The organism is Methanothermobacter sp., assembly GCF_030055425.1.
In the GTDB taxonomy this organism is placed as follows: Archaea; Methanobacteriota; Methanobacteria; order Methanobacteriales; family Methanothermobacteraceae; genus Methanothermobacter.
The window spans coordinates 192,731-205,907 of record NZ_JASFYE010000001.1; the positions used below are offsets into that span (position 1 = coordinate 192,731).

Here is a 13,177-nt window from a genome sequence, read left to right on the forward strand (position 1 = left end):
AATGGATGCATCATTTACAGTATCTCATTTATAAGTTCTGCATTCAGGATCGATGCCCCTGCGGCTCCCCTCACAGTGTTGTGGCCTACAAGGACATATCTAAGGCTGTTACTGAATGCCGCATCCTTCCTGAGTCTTCCAACAGTGACTGACATTCCACCATCCCTGTCCCTGTCCATCCTTGGCTGGGGTCTGTTCTCCTCATCCAGGACCACAACAGGTTTTTCAGGTGCTGAGTGAAGGCCCAGTTTCTGTGGGAGCCCCTGGAACCCGTCCATGACCTCCTTTATATCCTCAATTTCAAATTCATCGTCCAGTTCCACAAAGACCGCTTCTGTGTGACCATCAACAACAGGAACACGGTGGCATGATGCGCTCACACCGAAACTTGCAGGTTTAACCACACCATCGTCAAGTTCACCGAGTAGGTGAAGGGTCTCGGTTTCAATCTTCTCCTCCTCGCCTCCAATATACGGGACGATGTTGTCAAGTATCGCCATGGATGGCACCCCACTGTACCCTGCACCTGAAACCGCCTGCATGGTGGAGACATAGACCCTCTTTATGGTGTAGCTGTCATAGATGGGCTTAAGAGTGAGGGTAAGTGCTATGGTGGAGCAGTTGGGATTGGTTATGATGAAGCCATCCCATCCCCTCCTCCTCTGCTGAACCTCTATGAGGTCCAGGAACTCAGGGTTGACCTCAGGGATTACCAGAGGAACATCGGGTTCCATTCGCATTGCACTGGCATTTGAAGCCACGATGTACTTCTCAGCAAATTTTGGCTCAACCTTCCGTGCCACATCTGCTGGAAGTGCAGAGAACAGTATGTCCACATCCCCCACACTTGCAGGGTCCGTTTCAACAACCTCTATATCCCTTACAGACTCAGGCATCTCACTGTCAAGGTACCAGTTTGCAACCTCCCCATAGGGTTTTCCAGCGGACCTTGAAGATGCCGCGAGGGTTGTAAGTTCAAATTCAGGATGATTCTCAAGCATCTCAATAAACCGCTGTCCAACCATCCCTGTTGCTCCAAGAACACCAACATTAACCATAATACCACCCTATCATTTTATTCCAAGCACATCCCCCATATCCATTATCTTTCCGGGTTCTGCGTGTTCAATGAACCTCAATGCCCTTATAACTCCACCTATAAATGCGTCCCTGCTGTGGGCCCTGTGGACTATTTCAAGGCGTTCACCATCACCTGCAAAGAGGACTATGTGGTCCCCCACTATGTCACCGCCCCTCACAGCATGGACACCTATCTCATCACGGGTCCTCTCACCTGTGAGACCGGACCTCCCATGAACCGCCACCTCATCGGGTTTCCTGGATGTGGCCTCTGCGATAACCTCCAGTGCACGCACAGCGGTACCTGAAGGGGCGTCCTTCTTGTGTCGGTGGTGGGCCTCTATGATCTCAACGTCATAATCAGAGAGTACCGGTGCCAGATCAGAAAGTACCTTGAAGAAGACGTTGACGCCCACCGCCATGTTTGGTGAGATAACAGCCCTCACACCTGTCCTCTCAATGGATTCCCTGATGGTTTGCATCTGCTCATCTGAAAATCCTGTTGTTCCAACCACAAGGTTAACCCCTGCTTTGGTCGCTGTCTTTATGGTTTCAACAGCTGCAGGTGCCACTGTGAAGTCAACTAGAACGTCGGGTTCTGTCTCTCTGAGTGTTTTGGCAAGGTCAGATGCGTCGCTTACCTTAACACCCACTTCGCCTGTGGCTGTAAATTCACCTATATCCCTTCCCTTAAGGGGTGTTCCCGGGGCCTCGATTGCAGCCACAAGCTCCATGTCATCCTCTTCAAGCACCCTCTTTATTATTCCAGATCCCATGCGCCCGCAGGCGCCGGTAACCGCAACCTTGATCATCATAACACCTCAGGGATTCAGATGAGTGCCAGTTCCTCAAGTACCAGCCTCAGTTTCTCACGGCTGCTGTCCTGTAGGGGTGCCAGCGGCATCCTGACATGACCTGCAGGCCTTCCCATCATGTTGAGGGCCTCCTTGACAGGGACGGGGTTGCTCTCGATGAAAAGGACCTTCATGAGGCTGTACAGTTCATAGTGGGTTTTCATTGCAGACTCAAAGTCCCCTGAGAGGGCCTCGTTGACGAGGCGGCTCATACGGGCCGGGTCGACGTTCGCCACAACAGATATGACACCCTCTGCACCCATTGAGATCATCGGGAGTGTGAGGTTATCGTTACCTGAGAGTATGATAAAATCATCAGTGCCCTGGTCCATGAGCCGTGATTTCAGCATGGAGATCTTATCCAGGTCGGGGCTAGCCTCCTTTATACCGGTTATACCGTCGAGCTTTGCAAGTTCAGATACCGTGTCAACGTCGATGTCCGTACCTGTCCTTGATGGCACATTGTAGATTATTAGGGGTATCTCCGATGCCTCCTCCAGCATCCGGTAATGTTCAATGAGCCCATGGGCCTGGGGTTTGTTGTAGTAGGGTGTTATCACCAGGGCCGCGTCTGCACCTGCATCCCCTGCATACCTTACAAGGCCAAGGGCCTCCCTTGAGGAGTTGCTCCCTGCCCCTGCAATGGTCTTAACACGCCCGTTAACCTCATCCACCAGTATGTCAATCATTCTCCTCTGTTCCTCATGGGTTATGGTTGCTGATTCACCTGTTGTGCCGGCAACCAGCAAACCGTCAACCCCATTCTCAATTAGGTAGTTTATGTTTTCCCGCAGCCCGGCCTCATCCACCCGGTCATCCTCTGTGAATGGAGTCACCATGGCCACTACTGTGCCTTCAATATTCATTCAAGAACACCCCTTACAAGTTCATACGCCTTTTTACCATCATTCCAGTCAACAAATATAACCACAGATGTCTGTGAGGATGAAATTTCAACTATGTTAAGGTCATTATCCCTGAGGGGCTTGGTGATCTCGGATATTATGCCCGGAGTGTCTATGAAGTCAGGGCTGGATATGGTTATCATGGCAATATCCCTTCCCAGGGAGAGTGAACTGAGGTTATCATCCGCAATGACCACATCATGGAGGAGCCTGTGCGCCTCATCGGCGTCCTTCTTATCAACGAATATTGTAACGGAGTTCTGGCCTGTTGAAATTCCTATGATGTTGATGGAGTTCTCTGCAAGCTTTGAGGTTAACTTTGCCAGTATACCTGGCTTGTTGAGTATCTTCTCCCCCACAACCGCAACCACAGATATTGGTTCAGGGTTGAGTGTTGTTGTCTTGACCATCTTATTCTTTGACGGGCCTATGATTTCAGTGCCCGGGGCTGAGAGATCCCCATGCTCGAAACCTATGATCTTTGCATTGATATCCGGGTCCTTGTATTTCAGGGCATGTGGGTGTAGTACCTGCGCCCCATGGGTTGCAAGATCCCTCATCTCCTCAACAGAGATCTTGTCAAGCTTCTTTGCGCCCTGTAGTTTATTTGGATCCGTTGACATGACACCCCCAACATCGGTTACTATTATAACCTCATCCGCCTTCAGGCAGTGTCCCAGGAGGAAGGCTGTGATGTCACTTCCACCCCTTCCCAGGGTTGTTATGTAACCATTGGGGTCCCTACCAAGGAACCCGCACACCACAGGTATTATTCCCTGGTCAAGGAGTTTGAGGAGTTCCTTTGACTTCTTCTCGGTTGCCTCAAAGTCCACCTTAGCATTTAAAAGGTTGCTGTCGGTTATTATTGGCCATTCATCCATAAAGGGGTCTATGTATTCAGATTTAACTCCAAGTGCCTCTATTGCAGAGGAGAATATCCTTACACTGGTCATTTCACCCATGGATACTATTTCAGCCAGCTGCTTTTCTGTAACAGCATCTTCCATTGCCTCATCAACTATCTGAAGGAGTTCATCTGTTGTCTTATTGATGGCAGATACAACAACAACGACCTTCTTGCCCTTCATGTACTCCTTCACGACAGAACGGGCCGCCTTTTTAATTCGTCTACCATTTCCTATAGATGTACCGCCAAATTTAGCAACTATTAACTCCATTAACCTTCACAACCTTTTAAATGTTGAAAATGGAAAAAAATCAAAATTATTTCTGCTGGCTGATTATCCTTGTAATGTAACCTGCGATCTTGTTCCTGAGGTGTTTTGTGCTGACTGTTGAGAACTCCTCCACAAGTTTCTTGTTTTTATCAAAATCAGATGTGAATTTACCTGGGTGAGTTTCTATCAGTTCTTTCGCGATTCTTTTTACAAAGGAAGTTCTTATGTTTCCCATTTCATTGCCTCCTTAACAGTTCTTTCTGTTCAGTTTTGCTTAGATCCATCAGAATCTTCATCAGCTGTATGAGCTTATCCTCATTGATACCATAGGCCCTGGCGATTCTTCGGGTCCTCTCTATGATCTCAAGCTCCCTCTCAGGGTCGAATATTTCCATTCCCAGGGCAACTTTGGCCTCAGCTATCTCACGTGCAAGGGATGTCCGTGAGGATATGAGGTCAAGGATCTCCCTGTCTATTCTATCTATTTCCCTTCTGGACCTTTTAAGGGTTTCCAGTGCTCTGGATTCGTCCATAAAACATTCCCCGAGCTTCAAAGCTTTAAGGGTCACCGGGATCAGTCAAGCACATGTGTACCCTGGTTATCCACTGATGTTACAGTAACATTGCCCTCAAGGTTCTCCCATGAATCAATGACCTTCCCTGCAGAATCCTCATCAGCCAGCGCCACAAATGCTGGTCCTGTGCCTGAAAGACCCGCTGAGAGGGCACCTGCCTCAAGGGCATCGAGGGCTATTCCCGGATCGAATCCCAGGGATGCACAATAGAGTATCCCGTTGAGTGTCAGTGCACTGTGCACCCTGCCCTCAAGGACCTCCCTGAAGGCTATGTCAACCCAGGGGGCCAGCAGCTTCATCCTCGGGACATCTGATTGTGCAGTCAGTGATTTTCTGTCCGGCATGTATATTAATACCTTTTGATTTTCCATTTCCTTCCTGCAGATTATACGCCTTGCCATGTTATCTGTCACGGTGAGGCCCCCATAGAATGATGCGCTTGCATCATCATAGGCACCAGTCACCGTCACCCCCGCCCTGAGGGATGCGTCAACTGCCATGTTGAGCATCTCACGTCCATCCATGGGTTCCAGCTGAAATTCCTCTGATATGAGTTCAGAAACCGCCATCACGGTGGCGTTGGATGCCGCGCTGCTGCTTGAGAGACCGCTCGCAACGGGTAAATCAGAGGCTGTGACCAACCTCACACCAGTATCAACGCCGTAATGCTCAAGGACCATCTCTGTGCATAGCTCTATGAGTGCTGTGTCTGCACCCTCAAGGGAGATGCACTCTATACCTGAATCTATGAGTTTGGCCTCTGCCCTGACATTGAGGCCTATACCGAATGCTGAGCCCCTTCCTGTTGCAATGGCATTTATAACTGTGGCTGATCCAGGTGCTCTTACTGCTTTTCTCAACCTATCACTCCAAACAGTTCATATACCTAAATTATATAAAACTATTTATATAATGGGTTGTAGTCTAATTAATACAAAACCAGAAAAATTTAGGATGGGAGGTAAATCTGAAGGTCTGATATCATGGACAGAAACGGTAAGATAGTTGCTGGTTTAATTGTGGCACTCTCAATTGCAGGGCTGGTCATGTCAATTTCAGGTCTCATGGGAGGACCTGAGGGTACTGTGGCAATCATACCTGTTCACGGGGCCATAGCCTATGATTCAGCGGGGTTTTCTGATACTGTAAGCCCTGATGACATAAAGAATCTTATCGAGGAGGCCAACAGTGATCCGTCAGTTAAGGCCATAGTCCTGGATATAAACAGTCCAGGAGGGACTCCAGTTGCGAGTGAGGAACTGATGGAAGCCATAAAAAAATCTGAAAAACCTGTTGTAAGCTGGATAAGCGATTCCGGAACCTCAGGGGCATACCTTGCAGCCTCGGCATCTGACAGGATAGTTGCAAGTCCATCTGCATGGGTCGGGAGCATAGGTGTCATACTTGACCTCACAGATCTCTCTGAGATGTACAGACAGATGGGTATAAACAAGTACGCCATAAAGGCCGGGGAGTACAAGGATATGGGTGCGGATTACCGTATGATAACCGATGAGGAGAGGCAGATGCTCCAGTCAATGGTGAATGAGGAGTATGACTACTTCATAAGGACCGTTGCTACCAACAGAAACCTCAGCGTATCATATGTACGTGGCCTTGCAGAGGGAAGGATATTCACCGGAAGGCAGGCCCTGAAGAACCGGCTTGTGGATTATACAGGTGGAAAGGACTATGCTGTTGATGTGGCGGCTAAAATTGCAGGTTTAAGGAACTATGACACCGTAACCCTTGAACCTCCAGGTGGATTCGTGAAGATCCTCTCAGGGATGTTATCAAAGCTTGGATTTGGAGGTTCAGCAAATACAACAGAACACCTCAAGATCTAGATAAGAATAAAAGGATAAGATTCACGGAGTTATTCATCAAATACAACAAAAAAGCAAAAGACCTAAGAAAGAATAAAAGGATAAGTATTTATCCTAAAAGGATTGAAGAATTATATATCATTCTCACGGAGGTTAGGAAATGGTTGTTAAGATAGAGGTTTTCACATCCCCAACCTGTCCCTACTGTCCAATGGCGATTGAGGTTGTTGATGAGGCCAAGAAAGAATTCGGGGACAAAATAGACGTTGAAAAAATTGACATAATGGTTGACCGGGAGAAGGCAATCGACTATGGCCTCATGGCAGTCCCTGCAATAGCGATAAACGGTGTTGTGAGGTTCGTTGGGGCCCCTGGCAGGGAGGAACTCTTCGAAGCCATAAGCGACGAAATTGAATAGATTACTTTTTCTTCATTAAATTTTAAAGGATTTTTCTGATGAAGGATGAGAGGGTATTCGGGATCACCACGGGGACAGCTGCCACTGCAGCGGCCCTCGCATCACTTCTATGTTTAAGGGGTTGTGTGGTCAAAAGGGTCTGTGTTGAAACACCATCAGGAAAAATCGATGTGGACGTTGATTCTGTTGAAAGGATCTCCCAGGACACGGCAAGGGCCAGTGTAATAAAGAGGCCCTATGGAGACCCTGATGTCACAGTGAACCTCAGCATCATGACAGAGGTTCAGATCACGGAAAGCTCTGGAGTTGTAATCAGGGGCGGTGAGGGTGTCGGTACCGTGACAAAACCAGGTCTCCAGGTCCCCCCGGGTGAGGCTGCAATAAACCCCGTCCCCAGGAGAATGATAGAGGATAATCTCCGGAAATACTTGAAGGAGTGGGAGGGGGCGATTGTCACGGTTTCGGTTCCTGATGGGGAGAAAATCGCATCAAAAACCATGAACCCCCGCCTCGGGATTGAGGGTGGAATCTCCATCCTGGGGACAAGTGGCATTGCAAGACCCATGTCCTCCTCAGCCTACAAAAGATCCCTTGCATGTCAAATTGACATTGCAGTCGCCCGTGGATTCAGGGAACTCGTATTCGTCCCCGGTAACATAGGGGAAAGGTTTGCCAGGGAATACTTCAACCGGATTGAAGAGGAGCGGATAATACAGATGGCCAACTTCCCGGGTTACATGCTGGGTGAGGCAGCCAAAAAGGGTGTGAAGAGGATTACACTGATGGGCCATGCAGGTAAACTCATAAAGCTCTCTGCAGGGATATTTCAGACAAAGAATTCCATTGCAGATGCCCGTCGTGAGATAATGACCGCACATGCGGCCCTCAGCGGTGCAGCGCCAGAGGTTATAGAAAGGATCTTCAACCTTGCAACCGTTGAGGAAATGATCAGTGAACTGAAAAAACATAGGCTGAGCGAAAGCGTATTCAACAGTATAAGTAAGTCTATAAAAGATAGATGCTACGAAAAATTCTCTTTGGATGTCGATGTATTAATCTTCAGCATGAGTGGAAGAATACTGAACTCCGACTTTAAAATTCAGCCGAATCATAGATTTGACAGAGGTGACCTATGAAGAAAATTTTGATGGTTGGAAAGTTCCCACCCCATATTGGGGGTGTTGCATCCCATGTACATAATCTCTCTGTTGAACTCAAAAAAAGGGGAAATGAAGTATACGTGCTCACCTATCCACATGATAAAATCAGAGATATTGATAATATAAAGGTCTTCAGTGCGCCAACATTAAATATTAAAGGTCTGAGGGGCCTGATTTTTATTTTTACATCAGCCGTGAAGATTATAAAGATAATAAGGAACTATGAAATAGATATAATCCACGCCCATTATATTATACCGCCTGCTCTGTCATCTTTTATTGCATCGAGACTAACTGGTAAACCATATTATGTAACTCTCCATGGCTCGGATGTCATGATACTATCTTCAAACCCCATTTTAAGACCATTATTCCGGAAAATCCTGAATAATGCTAAGAAGGTTATTGTGGTGACCGAGGCTCTTAGAGATAGGCTTCTTAGGGTTGGAATAGATAGGGACAGGATAGATGTAATATATAATTCAGTTGATACCACCAAATTCAACCCCAATGTTAAGAGTTCTTTCAGAGAGGAAGCTGGGATAGGAAAGAATGAAAAGCTAATTCTATTTGTGGGTAACCTTGTACCCCAAAAAGGTGTCGAGTATCTAATAAAGGCGAAATTCATCATGAAAAACCCTGCAAAGCTTGTAATCACCGGTGGTGGACCCCTATATGATAAACTGAAATCGATGGCAGGCGACGGGGAAGAGGATATCATCTTCACAGGCCCCCGCACAGACGTCAGTAACCTCATGAAAGCTGCTGATGTTGTGGTCCTTCCCTCCATCTCGGAGGGTCTTCCCATGGTTATCTTGGAGGCGATGGCAATGGGAAAACCCATCGTAGCAACGAAGGTTGGAGGAATACCTGCAGTGGTGGATGAAAATGTGGGAATTCTGGTGAATCCCGGATCACCATCTGAACTCGCCAGTGCACTGGATCATCTTCTGGAAGATGATATAAAGAGGAAAAAATTAGGTGAGAATGGACTGAAAAAGGCTCTTAAGTTCTCTAAAATTCAAATACCCTACTAATATTCTTTTATAAGGTTACATGAACGAATTATCTTGTCAGTGATAAAAATGAAGAAATTTAGCCATCTAAATGGAGAATCTGTGCAAATGGTTGATGTGGGTTCTAAGGCAATTGTCAGAAGGACGGCAACCGCTGAAGGTCACATATTCCTCACTAAGGACACCCTGAAATTAATCAATGAAAAAAGAATCGAAAAGGGAAATGTGCTTTCAACGGCCCAGATAGCAGCCATAGCAGCGGTTAAACGGACCTGGGACCTCATACCCCTCTGTCACCAGCTTCCTCTAACAGGGGTTGACGTTGAATTCGATGTTATGGATGACGGGATCACCGCCAGGGTGACTGTAAGGTGCGATGGAAAAACAGGTGTTGAAATGGAGGCCCTTACAGGGGTTTCTGTGGCCCTCCTTACAATCTGGGACATGGTCAAAAGTGTAGAGAAGGACGAGCATGGACAGTACCCTGAAACCAAAATCAGTAATATCAGGGTACTTAAAAAGGAGAAGGCAGAACTGGAAGAAGTGGTTGAATGAAATTTCTGAACCCGGAGCTGCGGAAGATCATCACCGACTGCTACCCATATATAAAATCCCTGAACCCAGCCCAGATGAGTGCTGTTGAGGCCGGTTACCTGGAATCAGATGAAAATTTCATCATAGCCATACCAACGGCCAGTGGAAAGACCCTCCTGGGAGTTCTGGCTGCCATTCAAGCCATAATGGACGGTGGGCGGGTTATCTACACCGTACCACTCATATCAATACAGAACGAAAAGGTAAAGGAATTCAGGAAGCTTGAAAAGCACGGTATAAGTGTGGGTAAGGATCCCCGAACCTCAGACCTGGCGGTGATGGTCTTCGAATCATTTGACAGCCTCACAAGATTCTCATGGAACACCCTGAGGGAGATTGACCTTCTCATAGTGGACGAGTTCCATATGATCGGAGAGTACAGCAGGGGCCCTGTAATAGAATCCGCCATCACAAGGGCCAGAAAACTGAATCCCGCAATGCGCATTGTGGCCCTCTCAGCGACCCTCTCAAATATGGATGAAATAGGTGAGTGGCTTGGTGCAAGAATCGTTGAACACGACTACAGACCGGTACCCCTGCACCGGGAGGTGCTTGACACCGAGATGTTCGGGGCCCGGGACAAGAATCAGGTTGTCCTGAAGATTCTTGAGAGGTCCATCAGTGAGGATAGCCAGACCCTGGCATTCGTATCCACAAGGAGGTTCACAGAATCCCTAGCATCCTACCTTGCAGATAGGATCAAAAAGAAGATCCCGGGGGACCTGCTGGAGAGATTCAATGAAGTGGCAGAGAGGATACTTGACGTGCCAAGGGCCAGCGGCTCACCCCCAACATCCACCTGCCTGAAACTTGCAGACTGCATCAGGGCAGGGGTTGCATTCCACCATGCAGGCCTCTTCAACAGGCAGCGGGAAATAATAGAGGACGAATTCAGGAGGGGCAACATCCTCATGATCACAGCAACTCCCAGCCTCATGTACGGGGTGAACCTTCCCTCAAGGACCGTTGTAATAAGGGACTACACCAGGTGGACAGGGCAGGGCCCCCAGAGGATCCCTGTATTTGATTATGAGCAGATGTCAGGGAGGGCCGGGAGACCCCTCTATGATGACATCGGCTACTCCTACCTCATAGCAAAGAGCCATGATGAGGCAATGGAACTCGAGGAGTACTATGTGAATGGTGAGGTGGAGAGGACCAACTCGAGGCTCCTGGAGAACCGGGATGCCCTCTACAGGCAGATAATCGCACAGGTGGCTTCAGGACTCGCATCCACAACTGAAGACCTTCTTGAATTCTTCAGGGAGACCTTCTATGGCTACCAGATGAGTGAAGGGCCCTTCAGCAGTGCATTTGGCATTGACAGCATTCAGTACGAAATCGAGACCGCCACAGAGTTTTTAATTAAGAACAGGATCATATATCCTGGTCCCAGTGGCTTATCAGCAACAGAATTCGGTCTTCTAATTGCAAAATCCAGTTACGCTGTTGAAACAGCCATAAAACTCCACCAGTTTGCATCTGAAATGGATGAACTCAACATCTACCGCCTCATCTACGAGCTGACAGGGACACCCGACATTCCACTCATACCATTCAAGGGGCGGAAGAGCCACGACCCTGTACGTGAGAGGCTCATGGAACATGGAATATTTGTCATGGACGCCGGTAACACCGAGGCAACAGCAGCAGCCCTCATTGAGTGGATAAATGAGAGGACGGAGTATGAGATTGAGAACGCCTTCAATGTCTATGCGGCATCAACAAGAAGAACCGCATACGAGGCATCAAGGCTCGTTAAGTTCTTCAAGAGGATCTGTGAAATCCAGGGCGTTTATGGTTACACAGGGAAACTCGATGTTCTGGCTGCAAGACTCTACTATGGAGTCAGGGAGGACATCATTCCACTGGTGGTTGGTGTGAGGGGCCTTGGACGTGTCAGGGCCCGTAAGATTGTTGAAACCTTTGGGGAGGACCTCAGACATGTGCGGAAGGATGAATTCAAACGAATCGATGGTATCGGGGAAAAACTCGCCGAGGCCATTAGAGGATATGCTGAGAGATCCGGCCAGCCTTAAAACCATTTTAAGGGATTGTGCAGCGTCCATCAGCATATTTGACATCATGAGAATCCGTGAATTCATTGAGAGGGAATGTGCCCACGTCCCCAGAGGGTACAGGGAGGCCTATATAAAAACCTATACTGGAATTGCTGTTGAAGCTGTTCTTGCTCTTAAGGGCGGTGTGGTGAATATCACTGCAGATAGAAAAAGCCTTCTGAGGACACTGAAAAGATTACATGAGACCTCCAGCCCCCTTATTGTGGTTTTAACTGTTATTTACAGGAATTTTATCCTTTCAGAACCCCTCCACCCCGTGGGAACTCCTTTTCCCGGTGGCTACTCAGTTACAGAGGAAAATGGTACATACTACTGCCCTGTGAAGGATAAGCAGAAGGATAATCCATCAGCGCTGTGTGATATCTGCATTGCAGAGCAGACCCACATGACTCAGGGAGATGACTTCTGATCGTGAGAACCTTTGAAAACCTGAAGGAGGGCCTCAATGATCCTGGCGGATGAGATTCCAGAGAAACTGACAAAAATGGAGCTCCTTGAGATGGTTAAAAAGGAGGCTTCGTCGGTACACATAAAGGATGTGATGGACGCATCGGTTTACCTGAGGGAGGATGCCAGATACATGCCACCAAGGGAGCAGAAGGAATTCATTGAAAGGTTCACCAGGGCCTTCTTCAACAGGATAAGGGATATAAAGAATGATAAAAACATCTACCCCGGAGATGTTGACACTGAAAAGCTGTCTGAATTCATAGGTTTCCTTGATGAACAGTTAAGGCGTGCCAGGTCACAGCCTGAAAGGTGTTTCCAGAGGATCGCCCGTATAATAACCATCTACGTAACCTTTGTAAGGGAGGAACCAGTCCACCCTGTTGGAACCCGCTTCCCCGGAGGCCTGAGGGTTAGAAGGGTGGGTGATGTCTTCTACTGCCCTGTGAAGGACAGGCAGATCAGCACCCCCACCGCCCTCTGCCGTTTCTGTGTGAGCAGGCAGGACCCTGATGTTCCAGGCGGTCATTCATAGAGAAGAAGACCGATACCATCAATGACCAGTGAAAGACCAATCAGCCAGGCAAGGAAAACAGGGTTTCTTACGAATACTCCCAGAATGATGTAAAGGACTCCCAGAACCACAACTGATAGACCTGCAACCATTCCTGCTCTGTGCTCCCTGGAGAATAAACTTGCAACACCTGCGATTATGAGGATTATACCTGTGATGTATATCCAGAATGCTGCAAGGAAACTGAAGAGCGTCACGTTACCTGCAAGGGCAGCTGCAAGTATCACGCCAAGTATTCCCAGCACAACATAAATCACACCTGCCCCTCTGCTAACCTTCCATGCGTTCACGCCAAGAAGGAACAGCCAGAGCGCCAGAAAGAGAACCGCAACACCTGTGAGGACACTCAGTGTGAATATTGAAAACACCGGAAAGATTATCACAAGAATACCCAGAATCAGTGTTAAAAGACCTGGAAGTTTTGTCTCAGACACAATATCACCCCTTAACTTTTTGTATCCCATATATG

16 protein-coding genes are annotated in these 13,177 nt (G+C 47.9%); 8 read left to right on the plus strand and 8 right to left on the minus strand.

The features are described from left to right. Positions 1-14: 14 nt before the first annotated feature. The 7 genes from asd to QFX39_RS01100 are packed head-to-tail and all read right to left on the minus strand — an operon-like array spanning position 15 to position 5,452. Positions 15-1,058 carry an aspartate-semialdehyde dehydrogenase gene (gene asd / locus QFX39_RS01070; protein WP_300476566.1) on the minus strand — a complete coding sequence of 348 codons (1,044 nt, stop codon included), beginning with the start codon at positions 1,056-1,058 and terminating at the stop codon, positions 15-17. Between the two features lie 12 nt (positions 1,059-1,070). Continuing rightward, on the minus strand, positions 1,071-1,892 hold the full coding sequence (gene dapB, locus QFX39_RS01075; protein ID WP_300476569.1) for a 4-hydroxy-tetrahydrodipicolinate reductase: 822 nt from the start codon (positions 1,890-1,892) through the stop codon (positions 1,071-1,073). A 17-nt stretch (positions 1,893-1,909) separates the two neighbouring features. Further along, on the minus strand, positions 1,910-2,800 hold the full coding sequence (gene dapA / locus QFX39_RS01080; RefSeq protein WP_300476571.1) for a 4-hydroxy-tetrahydrodipicolinate synthase: 891 nt from the start codon (positions 2,798-2,800) through the stop codon (positions 1,910-1,912). Next, positions 2,797-4,017, minus strand: a complete 1,221-nt coding sequence (locus tag QFX39_RS01085) for an aspartate kinase (RefSeq protein ID WP_013296010.1) — start codon at positions 4,015-4,017, stop codon at positions 2,797-2,799. The genes dapA and QFX39_RS01085 overlap by 4 nt, the downstream gene beginning before the upstream one ends. A 46-nt stretch (positions 4,018-4,063) precedes the next feature. Beyond that, positions 4,064-4,252, minus strand: coding sequence for a 30S ribosomal protein S17e (locus tag QFX39_RS01090; protein ID WP_013296011.1), 189 nt, complete (start codon positions 4,250-4,252; stop codon positions 4,064-4,066). 1 nt (position 4,253) lies between these two features. Beyond that, positions 4,254-4,550 (minus strand): chorismate mutase, encoded by a 297-nt coding sequence (locus QFX39_RS01095; RefSeq protein ID WP_013296012.1) that lies wholly within the window; start codon positions 4,548-4,550, stop codon positions 4,254-4,256. Between the two features lie 41 nt (positions 4,551-4,591). Next, the gene (locus tag QFX39_RS01100; protein WP_300476575.1) at positions 4,592-5,452 is read right to left on the minus strand and encodes a shikimate kinase; all 861 of its coding nucleotides are present in this window, start codon (positions 5,450-5,452) and stop codon (positions 4,592-4,594) included. 123 nt (positions 5,453-5,575) lie between these two features. Between QFX39_RS01100 and sppA the strand changes: the two genes are divergently transcribed. The 8 genes from sppA (at position 5,576) to QFX39_RS01140 (ending at position 12,669) form a co-directional block, all read left to right on the plus strand. Beyond that, positions 5,576-6,439 (plus strand): signal peptide peptidase SppA, encoded by an 864-nt coding sequence (sppA, locus tag QFX39_RS01105; RefSeq protein WP_300476578.1) that lies wholly within the window; start codon positions 5,576-5,578, stop codon positions 6,437-6,439. Positions 6,440-6,578: 139 nt separating this feature from the next. Further along, positions 6,579-6,836 carry an MJ0307 family thioredoxin gene (locus QFX39_RS01110; RefSeq protein ID WP_013296015.1) on the plus strand — a complete coding sequence of 86 codons (258 nt, stop codon included), beginning with the start codon at positions 6,579-6,581 and terminating at the stop codon, positions 6,834-6,836. Positions 6,837-6,874: 38 nt separating this feature from the next. Next, complete coding sequence (gene cbiD / locus QFX39_RS01115) at positions 6,875-7,972, plus strand: cobalt-precorrin-5B (C(1))-methyltransferase CbiD (RefSeq protein WP_300476580.1); 1,098 nt, start codon at positions 6,875-6,877, stop codon at positions 7,970-7,972. After that, entirely contained in the window at positions 7,969-9,033 is a 1,065-nt protein-coding gene (locus tag QFX39_RS01120; RefSeq protein WP_300476582.1) for a glycosyltransferase family 4 protein, read from the plus strand. Before cbiD ends, QFX39_RS01120 begins: the two co-directional genes overlap by 4 nt. Before the next feature lie 48 nt (positions 9,034-9,081). Next, positions 9,082-9,567, plus strand: coding sequence for a cyclic pyranopterin monophosphate synthase MoaC (gene moaC, locus QFX39_RS01125; RefSeq protein WP_300476584.1), 486 nt, complete (start codon positions 9,082-9,084; stop codon positions 9,565-9,567). After that, positions 9,564-11,645 (plus strand): DEAD/DEAH box helicase, encoded by a 2,082-nt coding sequence (locus tag QFX39_RS01130; RefSeq protein WP_300476587.1) that lies wholly within the window; start codon positions 9,564-9,566, stop codon positions 11,643-11,645. Before moaC ends, QFX39_RS01130 begins: the two co-directional genes overlap by 4 nt. After that, positions 11,620-12,096: a DUF2115 domain-containing protein gene (locus QFX39_RS01135; RefSeq protein ID WP_300476589.1), complete on the plus strand. Its 477-nt coding sequence runs from the start codon at positions 11,620-11,622 to the stop codon at positions 12,094-12,096. Before QFX39_RS01130 ends, QFX39_RS01135 begins: the two co-directional genes overlap by 26 nt. A 36-nt stretch (positions 12,097-12,132) precedes the next feature. Continuing rightward, positions 12,133-12,669 (plus strand): DUF2115 domain-containing protein, encoded by a 537-nt coding sequence (locus tag QFX39_RS01140; RefSeq protein WP_300476591.1) that lies wholly within the window; start codon positions 12,133-12,135, stop codon positions 12,667-12,669. Here QFX39_RS01140 and QFX39_RS01145 read toward each other — a convergent pair. Continuing rightward, positions 12,660-13,142: a DUF308 domain-containing protein gene (locus tag QFX39_RS01145; protein ID WP_300476592.1), complete on the minus strand. Its 483-nt coding sequence runs from the start codon at positions 13,140-13,142 to the stop codon at positions 12,660-12,662. The genes QFX39_RS01140 and QFX39_RS01145 overlap by 10 nt on opposite strands. Positions 13,143-13,177: the final 35 nt, after the last annotated feature.

What these genes read in the sequence shown, in the direction of transcription:
- cbiD (WP_300476580.1), top strand. Translation starts at nt 6,875, where the DNA reads ATGAAGGATGAGAGGGTATTCGGGATCACCACGGGGACAGCTGCCACT.
- asd (WP_300476566.1), bottom strand. Translation starts at nt 1,058, where the DNA reads ATGGTTAATGTTGGTGTTCTTGGAGCAACAGGGATGGTTGGACAGCGG.
- QFX39_RS01140 (WP_300476591.1), top strand. Translation starts at nt 12,133, where the DNA reads ATGATCCTGGCGGATGAGATTCCAGAGAAACTGACAAAAATGGAGCTC.
- QFX39_RS01120 (WP_300476582.1), top strand. Translation starts at nt 7,969, where the DNA reads ATGAAGAAAATTTTGATGGTTGGAAAGTTCCCACCCCATATTGGGGGT.
- QFX39_RS01085 (WP_013296010.1), bottom strand. Translation starts at nt 4,017, where the DNA reads ATGGAGTTAATAGTTGCTAAATTTGGCGGTACATCTATAGGAAATGGT.
- QFX39_RS01090 (WP_013296011.1), bottom strand. Translation starts at nt 4,252, where the DNA reads ATGGGAAACATAAGAACTTCCTTTGTAAAAAGAATCGCGAAAGAACTG.
- QFX39_RS01130 (WP_300476587.1), top strand. Translation starts at nt 9,564, where the DNA reads ATGAAATTTCTGAACCCGGAGCTGCGGAAGATCATCACCGACTGCTAC.
- QFX39_RS01135 (WP_300476589.1), top strand. Translation starts at nt 11,620, where the DNA reads ATGCTGAGAGATCCGGCCAGCCTTAAAACCATTTTAAGGGATTGTGCA.
- dapB (WP_300476569.1), bottom strand. Translation starts at nt 1,892, where the DNA reads ATGATCAAGGTTGCGGTTACCGGCGCCTGCGGGCGCATGGGATCTGGA.
- QFX39_RS01095 (WP_013296012.1), bottom strand. Translation starts at nt 4,550, where the DNA reads ATGGACGAATCCAGAGCACTGGAAACCCTTAAAAGGTCCAGAAGGGAA.
- sppA (WP_300476578.1), top strand. Translation starts at nt 5,576, where the DNA reads ATGGACAGAAACGGTAAGATAGTTGCTGGTTTAATTGTGGCACTCTCA.
- dapA (WP_300476571.1), bottom strand. Translation starts at nt 2,800, where the DNA reads ATGAATATTGAAGGCACAGTAGTGGCCATGGTGACTCCATTCACAGAG.
- QFX39_RS01110 (WP_013296015.1), top strand. Translation starts at nt 6,579, where the DNA reads ATGGTTGTTAAGATAGAGGTTTTCACATCCCCAACCTGTCCCTACTGT.
- moaC (WP_300476584.1), top strand. Translation starts at nt 9,082, where the DNA reads ATGAAGAAATTTAGCCATCTAAATGGAGAATCTGTGCAAATGGTTGAT.